Origin of the sequence: Inquilinus sp. 2KB_23 (assembly GCF_052115705.1) — a bacterium.
Taxonomy (GTDB): domain Bacteria; phylum Pseudomonadota; class Alphaproteobacteria; order DSM-16000; family Inquilinaceae; genus Inquilinus; species Inquilinus ginsengisoli_A.
The window spans coordinates 20,351-38,879 of record NZ_JBFRHF010000006.1 but is presented as its reverse complement, the minus strand read 5'-3'; the positions used below and the strand labels follow the sequence as shown (position 1 = coordinate 38,879).

Below are 18,529 nucleotides of genomic sequence, written 5' to 3'. Positions count from 1 at the left end.
CCTCCGAGGGGTGGGGCCGATGGGTCTCACCAACCCCCGATCACGGAGAGAGAGCATGGCCAACAGGACCGCGACCACCCTCAGCCTGAACCACAACCCGCCCCGCCCCAGCGGCGGCACCGGCGACATCACCGTGCCGTTCACGGAGAACGGGCAGGAGGTCGTGCTCAAGTGGAAGGATGGCGTGCTGGTCGACGTGGTGCCGTCGCCGGCCCAGAACTCGGGCGCGATCTCGAGCTACCAGATGCGAATTCTGGAGACCGAAGAGGCTGGCGGCGCCGGCATCGTCACCTGCTACAAATGCGCGAGGGACAGCAACACCGGCCACGAAGTGTGCTGGCCCGTGCCCTGCTGAGGACCGGATCTTCATGAACCGGCCGCTCGCGAGGGCAGCCGTCGATTTCGACGGAGCGTGATCCAGCAGGAAACGCCCAAGACAGCGATAGCCGCGCGCCCGATCAGACCCGAGCTATTGCCTGCTGCAGCATGCTTCGACCGGATTTTTCACGCCCCGGACCTGTGCCGGACCATGGCCGGCCAACACGGGGACCGGATGCCGGAGCCCCTTTCCGGGGCTCCCAGGACAACACCATCAACGACCCTGACGCAGCGATCCCCGGCCGGCGCCGGCCGGGGATCGCTGCCTCGGAGCCACCCCCCAACGCAATTTGACAACCCCCGCCGCCCCGCGCTAGCATCGTTTGTGTACAAACAATAACCGCCGGGGAGCGTTTCATGTCCTTCACACTGGATCGGCGCCGGTTCGGCGCATTGCTGGGCGCCGGCGTCGTGGCCGGAACCGTCGGGCTGCCGCTGCGCCGGGCGCGGGCCGCCGACACCATCTACGTCCTCAACTGGCAGGGCTACGGCACCGACGAGGCCTGGGCGCTGAAGGCCTTCACCGAAAAGACCGGCATCGCGGTCAAGCACGACTACTTCAACTCCGAAGAGGAGATGCTGACCAAGCTGCGCACCAACCCCGGCACCTATGACGTGGTGCTGATCAACAGCGCCCGCACCCTGCAGGCCCAGGCCGAGGACCTGCTGGAGCCGATCGACCTGTCCAAGGTGCCCAACGCCAAGGACCTGGCGCCGCAGCTGCGCGACCACGCCAATTTCCACAAGGACGGCAAGGCCTACGGCGTCTCCTGGCTGTGGGGCATCAACGCGCTGGGCCTGCGCCGCGACAAGGTCAAGGCCGACAGCCTTTCCGTGCTGGCCGACCCCGCCTATGCCGGCCGCGTCGCCCTGTTCGACGACGCCGTCACCGCGATCGGCATCGGCGCGCTGATGACCGGGCAGGACATCAACGCGCCCAAGGACATGGCCGCGGTCGGCGCCAAGCTGAAGGAGCTGAAGCCCGGCGTGAAGCTCTTGTGGTCCAGCGAGGACCAGTGGAACAAGGCTTTCGCCGCCGGCGAGTTCGACGTCTCGATCTACTGGTCGGGCGCGGCCGTGCGGTCGCAGCGCAACTTCAAGCTGGCGGTCGACTTCGTGGTGCCCAAGGAGGGCGGCATCGGCTGGATCGACGGGCTGTCGGTGCCGGCCACCAGCACCAAGAAGGAGGCCGGCCTGGCCTTCATCAACTACATGATCGACCCGGGCTTCTACGACTACTGGGCCACCAATGTCGGCGCCCCGGCCTCGGCCAACGCCGTGGCCATGGACAAGCTGCCGGCCGACGACCTGAACAAGCAGATCCACAAGGCCGAGTACCTGTCCAAGCTGCAGTTCATGTCGCCGCTCAGCGACGACCAGCGGACGGCCTTTTCCGACCTGTGGCAGGAGACGAAGGCGTTCTACGCGGGCTAGGGCGTTTCCGCTTTTTCGGCATCGTCATTCCCGCGAAAGCGGGAATCTCTTTCCGTTGCGACCGTTGAGAGATCCCCGCTTTCGCGGGGATGACGCCTAGAGTGTTGGGAGATCAGGCGGCGTGTTGGAATTGTCCGCAATGACGGCGCAAGGGATGAGGCGATGACCGAGACGGCGGTCCCCACCACCGCATCCGCCATCACCGCGCCGGCCGCGGCGATGGGGGCGGAACGCCGCGGCTGGCTGGGCACGGCGGCGCTGCTGCTGCCGGCCTATGGCTGGCTGACGCTGGCGATCTTCCTGCCGCTGCTGATGATGCTCGGCTTCAGCTTCCTGAAGGTCGCGCCCTTCGGCGGGCGGGCGATCGTCGCCACCTTCGACAACTACCTCGCCTTCTTCCGCCGGCCCTATCTGCTCGACGTGGCCTGGACCTCGCTGTCGATCGGGTTCTGGACCACCGGCCTGTCGGCGCTGATCGGCCTGCCGGCGGCGATGGCGCTGGCGCGCGCCACCTTCGGCCGCACCCGGCAGGTGCTGTTCCTGCTGATCATCCTGCCGTTCTGGACCAACGGGCTGGTCCGCGTCTTCTCCTGGACCATGGTGCTGCGCGACGGCGGCATCATCGACGGCCTCTACCACTGGATCGTGCCGGACGCCGCGCCGCTCGGCCTGCTCTACACCTATCCCGCCATCGTGGTCGGGCTGGTGCACGCCTACCTGCCCTACATGATCCTGACCTGCTATCTCAGCGTCGTCGCCATCGACGACCAGATCCTGGAGGCGGCGCGCAGCCTGGGCGCCCGCGCCCCCGTGGTGTTCTGGAAGGTGATCCTGCCGCTGGCGACGCCGGGGCTGATCTCCGGCTCGGTCCTGATCTTCGTGCCTGTCATCGGCAGCTTCATGGAGCCGCGGATTCTCGGCGGCCGGGTCGGCGTCACCATGGGCACGGTGATCGAGGACCAGTTCACCCAGGCGTTCAACTGGCCGCTGGGCGCCGCCTTGTCCTTCATCATGCTGCTGATCGTGCTCGCCATCTTCGCCCTGGCCTCGCCGGTGCTCAAGCGGCAGCAAGGGGGAGGGGCGGTCTGATGAAACGTCTCGGCCTGGTCCATCTCCTGCTGGTCATCGCCTTCCTGTACCTGCCGATCACGGTGATGGTGGTGATGGCGTTCAACGCCTCGCCGCTGTACGAGCTGCCGTTCAGCTTCTCGCTCGACTGGTTCGCCAAGCTGCCGGACAACGACCGGCTGCTGACCGCCAGCGGCAACAGCCTGATGCTGGCGGTGACCACGGCGGTGCTGGCCACCGCGATCGGCGTGCCGGCCTCGCTGGCCCTGTCGCGCCGCAAGTTCCGCGGCCGCACCCTGCTGCAGCTGCTGCTGCTGCCGCCGATCGCCATTCCCTGGCTGATCACCGGCACCGCCATGCTGGTGTTCTTCTTCTCCACCGGCATCGGCCGCGGCCTGTTCGCCATGACCGTCGGCCATGTCGCGCTGGCCATCCCCTATGTCGTGCTGGTGATCGGCACCGGGCTGCAGTCGCAGCGCGCCGATCTGGAGGAGGCGGCGATGAGCCTGGGATCGACGCCGCTGCACGCCTTCTTCCGCGTCACCCTGCCGCTGCTGCTGCCCAGCATCATCGCCGCGGCGCTGTTCGCCTTCGCCGTGTCGCTGGACCAGTTCGTGGTCTCGTACTTCCTGGCCACCCCCGGCGTCACCACCCTGCCGGTGGAGATCTACTCCGCCATCCGCAAGGGCTTCACGCCGGAGATCAACGCCATCTCCACCATCCTGCTGGGCGCCTCGATGATCCTGGTCCTGGCCTTCGCCCTCTTGTCGAATATGGGAGGCGCCCGTGAGCGGCGTTGAAGTCACCGCCGTCAGCAAACGCTACGGCGCCGCCACGGTCCTCGACCGGATCACCGCCAGCTTCGAGGCCGGGCGGTTCACCAGCCTGCTCGGCCCCTCCGGCTCGGGCAAGACCACGCTCCTGCGCATCGTCGCCGGCTTCGTCATCCCGGATGAGGGCGAGCTGCGCATCGGCGCGGCCGAGGTGACGCGGGTGCCGGTGTGGAAGCGGCGCATCGGCATGGTGTTCCAGTCCTACGCCCTGTTCCCGCACATGACCGTGCTGGAGAACGTGATGTTCGGGCTGAACCGGCGCGGCGTGCGCGGCCCCTCCGCCGCCAAGGAAGCACGCGAGGCGCTGGAGATGGTGCGGCTGACCGGCTTCGAGGCGCGCAGCCCGAAGCAGCTGTCCGGCGGGCAGCAGCAGCGCGTCGCCCTGGCCCGCGCCATCGTCACCAAGCCCGAGGTGCTGCTGCTGGACGAGCCGCTGTCGGCGCTCGACCGCCGGCTGCGGCAGGAGATGCAGGTCGAGCTGAAGCGCATCCAGCGCGAGAGCGGCCTGACCACCATCTTCGTCACCCATGACCAGGAGGAGGCGCTGACCCTGTCCGACCGCATCGCCATCCTCGACCGCGGCCGCATCGTGCAGGACGGGGTGCCGGGCGAGATCTATGAGCGGCCGCGCACCCGCTTCGCCGCCTCGTTCCTCGGCGACGCCAACTTCCTCGAGGGCACGGTCACGGCAAGCGGCGTCGAGGTCGCGGGCGCGCTGGTCCGGGTCGCGGGGAAGCTGCCGGCGGCCGGGTCCAAGGTCACGCTGGCGGTGCGGCCGGAGAAGATGACGATCCTGGCGCCCAACACCGCCAGTTCGTTCGAGAACGCCCTGCCGGCGACGCTGCGCGAGGTGATCTATGCCGGCGCGGTCTCGACCTACCTGCTGACCGGGGCGGATGGCCGCGAGCTGAAGGTCTTCGCCCAGAACCGCGCCCAGGATGGCGCCGGGTTCCAGCCGGGCGCGTCCGTCACCCTAGGCTGGTCGGCCGCCCACACCATTCCGATGGAAGACTGAGCCATGCTGCGCTTCGGGCCGCTCGGGCCGAACACCATCCATGTCGCCATCGACCTGCAGCGGCTGTTCGCCGAGGACACGGTGTGGTCGACCCCGACGCTGATGGACATCGTCCCCAACGTCGTCGCCCTGACCAACGCCCAGCCGGGCCGCACCCTGTTCCCGCGCTTCGTCACGCCGCAGGCGGCGGCCGACGCGCCCGGCACCTGGCGCCGCTACTACACCCGCTGGCACGACGTCACCCGGCCGATGCTGGCGTCGGGGATGCTGGATCTGGTGGCGCCGCTGGCGGCGATCGCCCCGCCCGGCAGCATCATCGACAAGCCGACCCATTCCGCCTTCGCCGTGCCGGAATTCGCCGGCCGGCTGGCGGCGCTGGGGGCGGACACGCTGCTGGTGACCGGGGTGGAGACCGATGTCTGCGTCCTCGGCACCATCCTCGACGGCATCGACCGCGGCTTCCGCATCGTCGCCGTGTCCGACGCGATGACCAGCTCGTCGCTGCCGGGCCATTGCGCCACGCTCGACCTGATCCTGCCGCGCTTCGACCAGCAGGTGGAGATCGTCACGACCGAAGCGGCCCTGCGGGCCTGGAGCTAGCCTGATGCTGCGCGATACCACCGTCCCGCTCGCCCGGGCCTGGAACACCTGGTCCAGCCGCCCGGCCGAGATGGTGTTCCTGCCGCTCGGCGTGCGGGTGACGCCGCTGGCCTTCGCCGGCAGCACCCGCACCGCCACGCTGTTCCCGGCTGGCACCGTGAAATACGGCCGCCACGCCCTGGATGCGGCGCTGGTCGAACTCGACCTCGACCATGCCGGCACCAGCCTGGCCTGGCGCTGGACCAAGCACGGGCCGTTCGAGGTGGCCGGCACCTGGCGGACGCAGCAGAGCGGCGAGTGGGGCCTGCGCTTCTGGATCAATCTGTGCCTGTCGGCCGAGGGCGGAGAGGTCGCGCGCTGGGACCCCGCCGGCGCTGCGGTGGTCAAGGTCGGGCACCGCTTCGTCGCCCTGGCCAGCGCCGAGCCGCCGGTGCAGGTGACCGGCCACGCCACGGTCGAGGCCGCGGCCGAGGATTACGAGACCAACGGCTATTTCCACCTGGGGTCGCGGTCGGAGGCGGCGCCGGTGCTGGTGCTGCGGTTCAACCTGGAGATGATGAAGAACGGCGGCGTCGGCGTCGCCGTGGCCGACCGTGCGGATCTGGCGGTCGCCCGGGCCAAGGCGTTGGCGGCCGCGCCGGGCGATGCGCCTGATCTGCCCGGCCAGACCGGGGCGCAGGCCGGGTCACTCGACGCGCTGCGCGACGTCATGGCCTGGAACAGCGTGTGGGACGAGGTCAACGGCCGGCCTTACACCTCGATCAGCCGCAACTGGAACCTGTCGAAATTCGGCGGCTTCGGCGTCTGGCTGAACGACCAGCTGTACAACGCCCTGCTGACCGGCTTTTTCGACCAGGAGATGGCGCGCGAGAACCTGGCCGCGTCGCTGGCCAGCGCCACGCCGCAGGGCAACCTCGCCTGCCTGCTGACCGCCAACGACGCCTGGGTCGACCGCACCCAGTTGCCGATCGGGTCGTTCCTGCTGTGGCTGCTCTATCTCCGCTCCCGCTCCCGCCCAATCCTGGAGCTGGCCTACGGGACGCTGGCCCGCAACCACGCCTGGTGGTGGCGGGAGCGCGACCCGCGCGACCGCGGCCTAGTGTCCTACGGCACCTCGGATGTGGGGGAGGGGCTGTACAAGGGCACCTCCTTCGGCGCCCGCAACGAATCCAGCATGGACAACTCGCCGATCCATGATGAGGCGGCCTACGACCCGGAGACCCGGACGCTGCGCTCCGAGGATGTCGGGCTGAACAGCCTGCTGGCCTTCGACGCCGAGGTGCTGTCCTGGATCGCGGCCGAGCTGGGCGACGATGCCGCCGCCGCATCCCATGCCGAGATCGCCAACCGCACCCGGTCGCGGATCCGGACCGAGCTGTGGGACGACAGCCGCGGCATCTTCGCCAACCGGCTGTGGTCCGGCGACTTCGTGCGCAGCCTGGGGCCGACCAGCTTCTACCCCCTGGTCTGCGGCGCCGCCTCGCCGCAACAGGCACAGCGCCTGCTGCAGCATCTGCGCGACCCCGCCACCTTCGGCGGCGAATTCGTCATCCCCGGCACGACGCGGGACGACCCGGCGGCCAAGGACAATTCCTACTGGCGCGGCCGGATCTGGCCGCCGCTGAACTGGCTGGTCTGGCACGGGCTGCGCCGCAACGGCTTCGACCGCGAGGCCGTGCGCCTGGCCGACGACAGCCTCCGCCTGTTCCGACAGGTGTGGGACGAGCGCCGGCTGTGCCCGGAGAACTACAACGCCGAGACCGGCGAGCCGATGGACCAGCCGGACACCGAGGGCTTCTACAGCTGGGGCGCGCTGATGCCGGCGCTCGGCGTTGCCAGGGTGATGGACATCAACCCCTGGGGCGGGTGGGAGCTGGTGAATGACGGCGCCGATGCCACGCTGGGGCCGATCGCCAGCCCGGCCGGCGCGGTGACTTTGCGCATCGCCGATGGCGTGCTGGCGCTGCAGCAGGGCAACCGCACCCTGCTGGAGACCAATTTCGTCGGCCGGCTGTCGCAGCTGCGCTTCGACGCGGGCGACATCGCCGTCACCCTGCCGCCGGACCTGCCCGACGGCGTCTGGCTGCGCTTCCCGTCGCTGGCGCCGGACCGGGTGCTGGACCTGCGCCTCGGCGACGCACCGGCCACCTGGCGGGCCGCAGACGGCGTCACCGTCGATGCGCTGCCCGCCCAGGCCGCCGGCGCGACGCTGCGGGTGTTCCTGGCCTGACGAGGCAGGTTTCCCGCTCCTCTTCGTCATTGCGAGGAGGCGCAGCCGACGAAGCAATCCATGGCGCCGCCTGATATGGATTGCTTCGCTGCGCTCGCAACGACGATTGAGAGGCAGGGAGGCCTCCGCATCGACGAACGGGCGGGGCGCCACCATCTGAATCGCCATGCGCTCCGCCATCCAGCAGCCTGCGGCCCAGGACCGCGCCATCGAGCTTCGGCCGGTCGACGGGGACAAGCCCGGCATCCAGGCGAGGTTTCCCTACGACCGGGCGATGGTGGAGCGCTTCATGAAGGCCTTCCCCCGGGCCCGCTGGCGCGAAGCCGAGGCGGCCTGGTTCATCCCGGGCACCACCGCCGAGCGCCGGCTGACGCGCTGGCTGGCCCGGGAGATGCCGCCGGGCGGCGACCATGGGGATGCCAAGGGGCGGGACGCCTATGCTTTCGATCCCATCGCCAGCCCGTATCTCGAGGTGGCGGACGATCTGCGCGTCCGGACGCCCTATTCCAGGACCGTCATCGACCAGATGCGCGCCATCCCCTGGTCCTGGTGGGATGCGGAGGCCCGGGCCTGGCGGGTGCCGTTCCGGTCCTATGACGAGCTGTGGCGCCGCTGGCCGGAGATCGAGGAGGCGGCGCGCCGCAACGAACCGGAGGAGCGCCGACGGCGCCGGGAGGCCGAATGGGATCCCGAACGCCAGCGCCGCGCCGCCGCCCTGGCCGCCGAGCGCCGCCGCCATCGCTATCCCGTCGCCGCCGACGACCTGCCGCCGCTGGACCGGCCGGTGATGACCGAACGCTTCGGAATGCTGGTGTTCGTCGAGATCGCGGGCGAGGTCGTGGAGCCGGCCGAGGCGGCGCCGTTCTACCCGCATCTGGGGATGGCCCCGATCGACCATGTGTGGGCGGCCTGGCGCCGCCCTTCACTCGACGAGCTGATCGGGGTCTGGCCGGCCCGCGCGGAGGCCGGGGACGCTGAGCGGGCGCGGGGCTGGTGGCGGCCGACCCGCGGCGAATTGCGCCAAGGCCGGCGGGACGCCCGCATCCGGGAGAGGACGAGCGAGCGCCGCGTTGCCGCGAGCGAGGCTTAGCGGCGGCGAGATGCCTCGCTCCGTGCCTGCTTGCCGGCGGCCGCAAGCTGCTATGCTCGTGATCCCAAGCGGACTCGTTGCTGAAGGGGAAATGGATCAGATGAGCATTTGTCGCATTTTCGGTTATGCGCTTTTGATCTTATCGGCCGCATCGTCCCTCGGGCAGGCGCAGGAGGACCCGAGTTTTGACTGCGCCAAGGCGCGAACCCATGTCGAGAAGGTGCTGTGTTCCGGCGGCAATTCGGGGATGGGGTGGATCGACCAGACAATGGCCGACCTGTACCAGGCGGTCCACCAGGCTCCGGGGGCGGACGCCGCCGCGCTTCAGGCCAGCCAGCGCGCCTGGCTGGTGCAGCGGAACCACTGCTCCGGCTCCGACGAGAAGGTGATGAACTGCCTGCTCGACAGCTACCGGGCCCGGTATGTGGAACTCTCGGCCCCCTACGACCAGCATCACCTGACGGGCAGTTACTCGAACGATCGGGTCGGCGGGTTTCTCGACGGCGTGCTCTTTCCCGACGGCAGCCTGTCGGTCAGCATCTCCTCGACCGGGCCCGCACCGGCCTATGACCAATGCTCCGTCACCTTCCGGGCGCCGCTGGACGGCGGCAAGGTGCACTACGTCGCCCCGCCGGATCCCGACATCCCCGACAGCAAATGCACGGTCGATCTGACGGTGAGCGGCTCCGAGATCCGGGTCGTGCCGACCGATTGCCGGGAGTCCTGCGGCAACGGCGCCTCGTTCGACGGCGTCTACAAGAGGTGATCGGCAGCGCCGCGCCGCCGCCCTGGCCGCCGCCCGGCGTTCGACGAGCTGATCCTCGCGGTGGTCAGTTGAACAGGTCCTGCAGGAAATCCGACGGGCTATCGTTCCGATCACGATCCCGGTCGCGATGCCGGTCATGGTCATAGCGCCGGCCGTGGCGATCCCAGTGGCGATCGCGCCGATCGTCGTCGTGGCGCCGGTAGCGATTGTCGCCGTGCCGATGGCCATCATGCGGGTTGTAGAGACGTGGCTGGTTGGTGCTCTCCCACCCTCCCGCCTGGGCGGGGAGCGTAAGGACCGGCACGATGGTGAGGGCCGCGGCAACAAGGGCGACCCTGGTCAGATGCTTGAGCATCACTGCAGCCTCCATGAGGTTCGTCATGCAGACACCTTGCGGGGAAATATAGTTCCGTTTTCGTAACGAAGGGCTGCTATGCGGCCGTTGGGCTGCGGTCTGCTTCCGCCCGTACCAACAGACCCTTCGCGGTCGAGATCGCCGGCCGGGACGGCGGCGAGCGGGTCTGGAGCGCGCTGGCCTGATCTACCGGCCCAGCGCTATGGCCGACCCCGTGAACGGCAGCACCAGCGTGTAGCCGGCCGGCGGGGGCTGGATCGGCGCGCCGGCGGCGGTGCCGAACTGGGTGACGCCCCGGCCGATCTGGTCGGCGAGATCGTGGCGGCCGCCGCCGAACTCGAACGGGGTGCTCGCGACCAGACGCGCCGAGAACACGTTGGTGCCGACCAGCGCCTCGGTCTTCGCGCCGACGGTCCCGTCGACCGTCGTGCCGACCACCAGGCTGGTGCGGCGGAAGGTGGCGATGCATTCGCCCTGCGCGAAGGAAGCCGGGTCGTCGAAGGTCCCGGCCGGCCGGCGCTGCAGGTACAGCGAGAACTCGCCGATGGGATCGACCCCGAGCGACAGGCTGCCATTGGTGACCTTCCGCGCCTGGAACGGCCTGGCGGCAAAGGTGAAATGCGCGGTGGTCTCGCCGCGCTTCCCGTCGAACAGCGGCAGGTCGGGGAAGGGCAGGTGCAGGAAATAGCCGTAGTCGGCCACCGGGCCGTCCTGCTCGGCCTGGTAGAAGCGGCCGGTGACGTACCAGGCAAGCTCGGCGGGAAGCAGGGCGGTCATGGGGCGGACCTTCGTCTGGAGGGCTCCTCGTCTCGGAGCCATAGCACGGATGAGGGCGGCGGAGGCCGGTCGTGACTCAAACACCATTCCGGGCACGATTCTCGTCAACGAGGGATCGTAGGATCGCCGGAAATCAGGCCTTGCCGATCTGTTTGCTCATGTTCACGCCCGTGACGCGAAATCCGCCGGTCCGGTAGATATGCTGCGCCCGCTGATTGTCAGCGGCCACGCGCAGCCGGATCTGTTCGAAGCCTGCATCGGAGAGAGCGGCTTCCAGAGCGCTCAGCGCCCTTGTGCCGAAGCCCTTGCCTTGGTGTGCGGCCAGGATGTGGAAGTCGCTGATGAAGGCCAGGCGCAGATCCTTGTCCGGACGGTACCAGAGGTAACCGATGGCATCGTCATCTCCATCGGCGGTTATGCAAAGCAAGACCTGGCCGTGCGTGTCCGGGCCGTCCGGCAGGTCGTCCGCGATTTCGCGCCTTGCCTGGGCGAGGGCTGCCGTGTCGGAAACGCCGTAATTCGCTGAGATCTCCGCAGCGTATTCAGGAATGAAATAGTCCAGATAGGCCGGGAATTCGGCGCTGCGCATGGGCCGCAATGCAACCATCGCCGAATTCCCCTGCTCGGTTCACGGTGGGACCGTCTGCGACTATGCCCAGCCGAATGCCGATCGGTCCATGATGCTATGCCCCGGTCTGGGCCGACAACAGGGCCAGGGTCCGGCCCTGCAGGGCGAAGGTCTCGCCGGCCGGCAGGCGGGCGCGCTGCGGCGCCTCCGGCTCGGCGGTGTCGACCAGCGCGGTCCAGGAGGGGCCGTCCGGCACCTCGGGCAGCAGGAACGGCACCTCCTCGTGATGCGCGTTCAAGAGGATCAGCAGCGTCGCCTCCGACCCGCGGCGGCGGATGCCGGTCGGCTGCGCCCGGCCGTCGATCAGCATGCCCAGGCAGCGGGTCTGCGGGTTGGTCCAGTCGCCGTTTTCCATCTCCTGCCCGTCGGGGCGCAGCCAGGCGACGTCCTTGACGTCCAGCTCCTCGTTGTAGACGCCGGTCAGGAAGCGGCTGCGGCGCAGCACCGGGAAGCGCTGGCGCAGGGCGATCAACCGGCGGGTGAACTGCAGCAGCTTGCGGCCGTCCTCGTCGATCGCGCCCCAATCCACCCAGCTGACCGCATTGTCCTGGCAATAGGCGTTGTTGTTGCCCTGCTGGCTGCGGCCGAACTCGTCGCCGCCCAGGATCATCGGGGTGCCCTGCGACAGCAGCAGCGTCGCCAGCAGGTTGCGCTTCTGCTGTTCGCGCAGGGCGCGGATGGCGGGGTCGTCGGTCGGGCCTTCGGCGCCGTGGTTCCAGGACAGGTTGTCGGAATGCCCGTCCTTGTTGTCCTCGCCATTCGCATCGTTGTGGCGATCGTTGTAGGAGACCAGGTCGTCCAGGGTGAAGCCGTCATGGGCGGTGACGAAGTTGACGCTGGCCCAGGCCTTGCGGCCGCGGCGGTTGAACACGTCGCCCGAGGCGCTGAGGCGGGAGGCGAGGTCGGCGACCTGGCCGTCGTCGCCCTTCCAGAAGCCGCGGGTGGTGTCGCGGAAACGGTCGTTCCACTCGGCCCAGCCGGGCGGGAAGCCGCCGACCTGGTAGCCGCCGGGGCCGAGGTCCCAGGGCTCGGCGATCAGCTTGACGCTCTCCAGCACCGGGTCCTGGCGGCAGCTGTCGAGGAAGCCGCCGCCCTCGTCGAAGCCATAGGGCTCGCGGCCCAGGATGGTGGCGAGGTCGAAGCGGAAGCCGTCGACCCCCATCTCCGTCACCCAGTAGCGCAGGCTGTCGGTCACCATCTGCAGCACCCGGGGATGGCTGAGGTTCAGCGTGTTCCCGGTGCCGGTGTCGTTGATGTAGTAGCGCTCCTCCGGCATCAGCCGGTAGTAGGAGGCGTTGTCGATGCCCTTGAACGACAGGGTCGGGCCGCGCTCATTGCCCTCGGCGGTGTGGTTGTAGACCACGTCGAGGATGACCTCGAGCCCGGCATCGTGCAGCCGCGCCACCATCTCCTTGAACTCGGCGGTCTCGCCGGTGGCGGAATAGCGCGGATGCGGCGCGAAGAAGCCGATGCTGTTGTAGCCCCAGAAATTGGTCAGCCCGCGGTCCAGCAGGTGCCGGTCGGCGATGAAGGCGTGCACCGGCATCAGCTCGACCGTGGTGGCGCCGAGGCTGCGGATGTGGCCGATGACCTCGGGGTGGCCGAGCCCGGCGAAGGTGCCGCGATGCCGCTTCGGCACGCTGGCGTGCTGCATGGTGTAGCCGCGGACGTTCAGCTCATAGGCGACGGTGCGGTCCCAGGCCACCGCCGGCGGCCGCGACCGGCCCCAGGTGAAGGCGGGGTCCACCACCCGGCATTTCGGCATGAAGGGGGCGCTGTCGCGGGTGTCGAAGGACAGGTCGTCCTGCGGGTCGCCGATGGTGTAGCCGAACAAGGCGTCGTTCCAGGCCAGCTCGCCCAGCAGCCGCTTGGCATAGGGGTCGAGCAGCAGCTTGTTCGGGTTGAAGCGGTGGCCGGCGGCGGGCTCGTAGGCGCCGTGGACGCGATAGCCGTAGATCGTGCCGGGGCGGGCGTCGGGCAGATAGCCGTGCCAGACCTCATCGGTGTATTCCGGCAGCTCGACCCGCGCGGTCTCGCGCTTGCCCTCGTCGTCGAACAGGCACAGCTCGACCTTGGTGGCGTTGGCCGAGAACAGGGCGAAGTTCACCCCCAGCCCATCCCAGGTGGCCCCCAGCGGAAAGGGTTGCCCCTCCAGCACGCGGACCGAAGGCTGCGCAGGCTTCTTCATTCGATACCCTTCCGGAGTTCCGTCGCCCGAAGCGGGCGTCTCACAGGCCGTCGCGCCAGCGCGGGCCCTACAGCCCGTCGCGCCAGCGTGACCGCCACATCCGGTAATCCACGCCGTATTCGCTCGCCGGGCTGGTCTCGTTGCCGAAGCGGTCGCGGAACGGGTTGATCACCCGGCGGCCCCGATGCTCGAAGGCATCGGTCACCACCGCAACACCCAACGCCTCGGCCAGCGCATCGTTCCGCAGGCCGCGCAGCAGGGCGAAGGCATCGATGCCGCGCAGCCCCAGCCATTCGTCGACATCGGTGGGCTGCAGGCACAGCCGCCGGCGCCTGCGCCAATGGCCCAGCACATCCCACACCACCGGGTTCGGGTCGTCCTCCTCCTCGGGCGGGCGGGCGACCACCCGGATGTCCACCCGCTCGGCGAAGCATCCGGTCAGCTCGACCCGGTCGGCGCCGACGATGGCGACGGCCAACCCCAGCCGCTCGAAATGCTCGCGCTGCGGCTCGGCCGCCGCCGGGGTGCGGACCAGCGGCACGCCGGGATGGACCTCGCGTGCGGTGTCGGGGCTCGAGATCAGGCGCAGCACTCTATTGACCATGGCTCTCTCCAAGGTGTCGCACGAAGATCGGCAACCGCTCGAACGGACGGCCCAGATCGAGCGGCACACCCCCCGGGACTTGCTCTCTGCCATCCCCCCCATTGTCCACGCGCGGCAGCTGCAGCGTGGTGCCGGCGAATCCGGTCAGGCCCAACCCGCCATTCAGCCGGCCGGCCACCAGCCGCGGCACGGCCACGACGATGTGGCGGTCGCCCAGCGACCGGCGCCAGGCCACGACATGTGCCGCGGCCGGGCCCGACGCCGCCACCGGCGCGTAGGCGCCGCGGGCGAACAGGGCGGGGTCGTCGCGGCGGTGCCGCAGCAGCCGCGCCGCCAGCCAGTGCTTGATCCGGCCGTCCGGCCAATCGGCGGCGAGCGCGTGCGGGTCGGCCTCGGCCACCTGCTCCAGCCTTTCGGCCAGGCCCATAAAATCGACCGGGCGGCGGTTGTCGGGGTCCACCAGCGACAGGTCCCAATCCTCGGTGCCCTGGTACAGGTCGGGCACGCCGGGCAGGGTCAGCTGCATCGCCAGCTGGGCCAGGCCGTTGACCGCGCCGACCCGCGCGACGCGTTCGGCGAAGGGGGCGATGGCGGCCAGGAAGGCACCGCCGCGCGCCGGGTCCAGGGCGGCGCGGACGAACCGATCCAGCCCGGCCTCATAGGCGGCATCCGGGTCGGTCCAGCCGGTCTCGTCCTTGCCTTCGCGCGCGGCCTTCAAGAGGTAGGCGACGATCCGGTCGGGATAGTCGGCGGCCATGCCGCCCAGCGGCCAGGTGCCGATCACGGTCTGGTAGAACAGGTGCTCGTGCCGCCGGCTCGGCACCGGCCGGTCGTTGCCGCCGCCGCGATGCGGCGCCAGCGCCGCCGACCAGGCCGCCAGCCCGGCCTCCCAGTCCGGTGCCAGCTCGCTCAGCGCCGCCAGCCGGGCGCGGACATCGGCGCCGCGCTTGTGGTCATGGGTCGACAGCGAGGACAGCGCGTCCGGCCAATCCTGCTGGCGCCGGGCGAAGGCGGCATGGAATTCGTCGACCGGCAGGCCGAAGCGCTCGGGCGTGCCGCCGACCTCGTTCAGCGAGACCAGGGGAAAGTGGCGGTAGAAGGCGGTGTCCTCGACCGCCTTGGCGGCGACGGCGCCGGTCAGCTGCTGGAACCGGCACAGGATGGCGCTGGCGCCGTCTGCCCGGCTGCGCCCGGTCACCAGCTCGGCGACCAGCCCCAGCGCCCGGGCGGCGTCCGGCGGCAGGGCCTCGCGGGCGCCGGCGATCGCGGATTCCAGCCCGAAGGCGGTGCCGTCGCCGGCGCCGCCGAGATAGCTGCGATAGGCGGTCAGCCGCTCGATCACCGCCGCCAGGGCCTCGCGGATCGCGCCGCGGGTCAGGTCGCGCCAGGGCCAGTCGGCCCGCGCCAGCCGGTCGACGGCGCCGACCAGCGCCTCGAACGGCGCGGCGAGGGTGCCGGCGATCACCGCCTGGCGGCAGCGCCGGATGGTGTCGTCCATGGTCGCGGTGTCGCCGGTGAAGCGGGCATAGGCGGCGGTCAGGGCGCCGCGCGCATTGCCGTCGACCTGCACCGCATGGATCGCGTTGGCGATCTCGTAGCCGGTGGTGCCGTCGACCGGCCACACCGCGGGCAGGTCCTCGCCGTCGGCCAGGATCTTCTCGACCACGAGATACAGCGGGGCGCCGTCGGGCTTGGCCGCGTCGATCGCCTGGCGCAGCCGCGCGAGGTAGCCGGCGGGATCGGCCAGCCCGTCGATGTGGTCGATGCGCAGGCCCTGGACCTGGCCGGCGGCCACCGCATCGAGGATTCGCCGGTGGGTGGCGGCGAAGACGTCGGGATCCTCGATCCGCACCGCAATCAGGTCGTCGATGTCGAAGAAGCGGCGGTAGTTGATCTCCGCCGCCGCCACCCGCCAATGGGCCAAGCGGTAATGCTGGCGCTCGAGCAGCCGGTGCAGGTCATCCGGGGTTTGTCGCGCGACGGCCTCCGCGATCGCCGCGGCGGCGCCGGGATCACGCGCGACCAGGGCCGCCAGGCCCCCGCGCAGCATCTCGGCCTGGCCCCGGCCGTCCGGCGGCAACGCCTGGAACAGGTCGGCCAGGGCGGTCAGCTGGTCCGCCGATGGCCCCGTGGCCTGGGTCGCCGCCTGCGCCAGGGGCAGGGCGGTGCTGGCGCCGGCCAGCGGCAGCGACAGGCCCGGCACCTCGATGCTGAACCGGCCGAGGGCGGCATCGAAGCGCAGGGCGACGTCGCCCTCTTTCAAGGCCGTGCCATAAGGCTGGCCCAGGATCGGCAGCAGCACCCGGCCGGGCTGCGCCGGGGCGTCCCAATCGATGTCGAACACTGCGGCATGCGGGCTGGACCGGCCCCATTCCAGCACGTCCATCCACCAGGCATTGTCCGGCCCGGTCGCCATGTGGTTCGGCACGATGTCGAGGATCAGGCCCAGGCTGTGGTTGCGCAACGCCGCCGTGAAGCGCTCGAAACCGTCCTCGCCGCCGCGCTCCGGGTCGATCCGGGACGGGTCGATGGTGTCGTAGCCATGGGCCGAGCCGGGACGGGCGGCGAGCAGCGGCGAGGCGTACACATGGCTGATCCCCAGCCGCGCCAGATAGGGCAGGGCGGCGCGGGCATCGTCCAGGGTGAAGCCGGCATGGATCTGCAGCCGCGCGGTGGCGCGCGGCGGGCCGGGCGGAAGGGCGGTCATGCCGGCTGCTCCAGGGCCGCGACCAGGCCCCAGCCGGCGATCCCGCCTGGCAGGGACCCGGCGAGGCCGGCCACGCTTTCATAGACGATCTCGCCGGCCGGCTTCTCCCAGGCCGGACCAGGCCCGGGAGCCAGATGCGCGACGATGCGCAGCCAGCCGCCGCCGGACAGCATCCAGGCCACATCCAGCATCCGGTCCCGGCTGCGGTTGATGCCGGGGCCGATCCGGCGATCCGCCAGCAGCGGCACGATCACCCGGTGGCGCAGCGCCAGCAGGGTGCCGACCAGTTCCAGCCGCAGGGCGGCCGCGGCGTCGTCCTCGGCCGGGGCCAGCACCGCGCTGTCGAAGGTGTCGGGGTCCAGCGCATCCGGCAGCGCCGCCGCATCGTCGAAGCCGGCGAACTGCGCGAACTCCTCGCGGCGGCCCTGCCGCACCACATCCGCCAGCTCGCCCTCGAAGTCGCAGAAGAACGGGAAGGGCTGGCGGCTGCCCCATTCCTCGCCCATGAACAGCAGCGGGATGTGCGGCGACAGCAGCAGCAGCGCGGTCATGGCCTCGACCGCCTCCGGCGCTGCCAGGGCGGTCAGCCGGTCGCCCAAAGCGCGGTTGCCGATCTGGTCGTGGTTCTGCAGGAAGTCGACGAAGGCGGCCGGCGGCAGATGCGCGCTCGGCTCGCCCCGGGATTCGCCCCGGCGCTCCGACCAGTCGCCCTGGTAGACGAAGCCTTCGGCCAGCGCCCGACCCAGCCGCACCACCGGGTCGTGGGCATAGTCGGCGTAGTAACCGTCGGTCTCGCCGGTCAGCACGACATGGGCGGCGTGGTGGAAGTCATCGTTCCACTGCGCCTCGAACCGCGCCGCCGGGCCGGGCGTGCCGATCAGGCGGCGGGCCTCGTTGCGGTCGTTCTCCAGGATCAGGTGGATGTGCCGGTCGGGCAGGGCGGCGCGCGCCGCCGCGGCGATCTCGGTCAGGATGTCGGGCTGGGCCGCATCCTCGATCGCATGCACGGCGTCGAAGCGCAGCCCGTCGAAGCGGAACTCCTCCAGCCAGTACAGGGCGTTGTGCCGGAAGAAGGCGCGCACCTGGGGCCTGGCGAAGTCGATCGCCGGCCCCCAGGGCGTGACCCTCGACCCGTCGAAGAAGGCGCCGGCGTAGTGGCCGAGGAAGTTCCCGGCCGGGCCGAAATGGTTGTAGACGACGTCGAGCAGCACCATCAGCCCGCGCTCATGCGCGGCATCGACCAGCTGCTTCAGCTCGTCCGGCGCGCCGTAGACCGACGCCGGGGCGAAGGGCAGCACCCCGTCATAGCCCCAGCCGCGCGACCCGACGAAATCGGCGACCGGCATCAGCTCGATCGCGGTGACGCCCAGCCGGGCGAGGTCGTCCAGGCGCCGGATGACGCCGGCGAAGCCGCCGGGCCGGCCGATGGCGCCGCAATGCAGCTCGTAGATCACCGCCTCGTGCCACGGCCGGCCGCGCCAGCCTTGTGCGCGCCAGGCATAGCCCTGCGGATCCCACACGATCGACGGGCCCAGCGGCCCGCCCCGCTGGTGGCGCGAGGCCGGGTCGGGCACTTCGGTTCCATCCGGCAGCCGGTAGCGATAGGGCGTGCCGGCCGGCACCGCCGGCACGGTCAGGCCGAACCAACCGTCGTCCTGGCGGTCGAGCGGCAAGTCCGGGAGCTCCTCGCCCAGCACCAGCGTGATGCCGTCCACCCCCGGTGCCCACAGGCGGAAGCGCACGCTGCCGTCGGCCCGAAGCTGGGCGCCGAACGGCAGGTCATGTGTCGAGCCCACCGCCTCGGCGATGTCGGGCCTTTGGGCGGCCGCCGAAGGGGTCACTGCGGGCTCTCCCCG

At 70.4% G+C, this 18,529-nt stretch carries 16 protein-coding genes; 9 read left to right on the top strand and 7 right to left on the bottom strand.

The genetic code is table 11. The features are described from left to right. Nucleotides 1-55: 55 nt before the first annotated feature. The 9 genes from AB4112_RS09395 (at nucleotide 56) to AB4112_RS09355 (ending at nucleotide 9,414) form a co-directional block, all read left to right on the top strand. Complete coding sequence (locus tag AB4112_RS09395; RefSeq protein ID WP_441718888.1) at nucleotides 56-355, top strand: hypothetical protein; 300 nt, start codon at nucleotides 56-58, stop codon at nucleotides 353-355. 380 nt (nucleotides 356-735) lie between these two features. Then, nucleotides 736-1,812 (top strand): ABC transporter substrate-binding protein, encoded by a 1,077-nt coding sequence (locus AB4112_RS09390; RefSeq protein ID WP_441718886.1) that lies wholly within the window; start codon nucleotides 736-738, stop codon nucleotides 1,810-1,812. Nucleotides 1,813-1,974: 162 nt separating this feature from the next. Next, nucleotides 1,975-2,901, top strand: coding sequence for an ABC transporter permease (locus AB4112_RS09385; RefSeq protein WP_441718883.1), 927 nt, complete (start codon nucleotides 1,975-1,977; stop codon nucleotides 2,899-2,901). Next, on the top strand, nucleotides 2,901-3,680 hold the full coding sequence (locus AB4112_RS09380) for an ABC transporter permease (protein WP_441718880.1): 780 nt from the start codon (nucleotides 2,901-2,903) through the stop codon (nucleotides 3,678-3,680). Before AB4112_RS09385 ends, AB4112_RS09380 begins: the two co-directional genes overlap by 1 nt. Further along, nucleotides 3,667-4,728: an ABC transporter ATP-binding protein gene (locus tag AB4112_RS09375; protein WP_441718878.1), complete on the top strand. Its 1,062-nt coding sequence runs from the start codon at nucleotides 3,667-3,669 to the stop codon at nucleotides 4,726-4,728. Before AB4112_RS09380 ends, AB4112_RS09375 begins: the two co-directional genes overlap by 14 nt. A 3-nt stretch (nucleotides 4,729-4,731) precedes the next feature. Further along, on the top strand, nucleotides 4,732-5,328 hold the full coding sequence (locus AB4112_RS09370) for a cysteine hydrolase (RefSeq protein ID WP_441718875.1): 597 nt from the start codon (nucleotides 4,732-4,734) through the stop codon (nucleotides 5,326-5,328). Nucleotides 5,329-5,332: 4 nt separating this feature from the next. Beyond that, nucleotides 5,333-7,558, top strand: coding sequence for an MGH1-like glycoside hydrolase domain-containing protein (locus AB4112_RS09365; RefSeq protein WP_441718872.1), 2,226 nt, complete (start codon nucleotides 5,333-5,335; stop codon nucleotides 7,556-7,558). Nucleotides 7,559-7,724: 166 nt separating this feature from the next. After that, nucleotides 7,725-8,648 carry a hypothetical protein gene (locus tag AB4112_RS09360; protein ID WP_309800247.1) on the top strand — a complete coding sequence of 308 codons (924 nt, stop codon included), beginning with the start codon at nucleotides 7,725-7,727 and terminating at the stop codon, nucleotides 8,646-8,648. Nucleotides 8,649-8,739: 91 nt separating this feature from the next. Next, the gene (locus AB4112_RS09355; protein ID WP_441718869.1) at nucleotides 8,740-9,414 is read left to right on the top strand and encodes a lysozyme inhibitor LprI family protein; all 675 of its coding nucleotides are present in this window, start codon (nucleotides 8,740-8,742) and stop codon (nucleotides 9,412-9,414) included. Nucleotides 9,415-9,478: 64 nt separating this feature from the next. Here the strand turns inward: AB4112_RS09355 and AB4112_RS09350 are convergent, their stop codons facing one another. From AB4112_RS09350 to treZ, 7 genes are all read right to left on the bottom strand, one after another. After that, entirely contained in the window at nucleotides 9,479-9,769 is a 291-nt protein-coding gene (locus AB4112_RS09350) for a hypothetical protein (protein ID WP_441718866.1), read from the bottom strand. 186 nt (nucleotides 9,770-9,955) lie between these two features. Then, nucleotides 9,956-10,546: a hypothetical protein gene (locus AB4112_RS09345; protein WP_441718863.1), complete on the bottom strand. Its 591-nt coding sequence runs from the start codon at nucleotides 10,544-10,546 to the stop codon at nucleotides 9,956-9,958. Between the two features lie 133 nt (nucleotides 10,547-10,679). Continuing rightward, nucleotides 10,680-11,135, bottom strand: a complete 456-nt coding sequence (locus AB4112_RS09340; RefSeq protein ID WP_441718860.1) for a GNAT family N-acetyltransferase — start codon at nucleotides 11,133-11,135, stop codon at nucleotides 10,680-10,682. A gap of 94 nt (nucleotides 11,136-11,229) precedes the next feature. Beyond that, a complete protein-coding gene (gene glgX, locus AB4112_RS09335) occupies nucleotides 11,230-13,362 on the bottom strand; it encodes a glycogen debranching protein GlgX (RefSeq protein WP_441718858.1) in 2,133 nt (710 codons plus the stop codon). Nucleotides 13,363-13,429: 67 nt separating this feature from the next. After that, a complete protein-coding gene (locus AB4112_RS09330; RefSeq protein WP_309800257.1) occupies nucleotides 13,430-13,966 on the bottom strand; it encodes a hypothetical protein in 537 nt (178 codons plus the stop codon). Then, nucleotides 13,956-16,673, bottom strand: a complete 2,718-nt coding sequence (gene treY, locus AB4112_RS09325) for a malto-oligosyltrehalose synthase (protein WP_441718855.1) — start codon at nucleotides 16,671-16,673, stop codon at nucleotides 13,956-13,958. The genes AB4112_RS09330 and treY overlap by 11 nt, the downstream gene beginning before the upstream one ends. Beyond that, nucleotides 16,670-18,514 (bottom strand): malto-oligosyltrehalose trehalohydrolase, encoded by a 1,845-nt coding sequence (treZ, locus tag AB4112_RS09320; RefSeq protein ID WP_441718852.1) that lies wholly within the window; start codon nucleotides 18,512-18,514, stop codon nucleotides 16,670-16,672. The genes treY and treZ overlap by 4 nt, the downstream gene beginning before the upstream one ends. Between the last annotated feature and the right edge of the window lie 15 nt (nucleotides 18,515-18,529).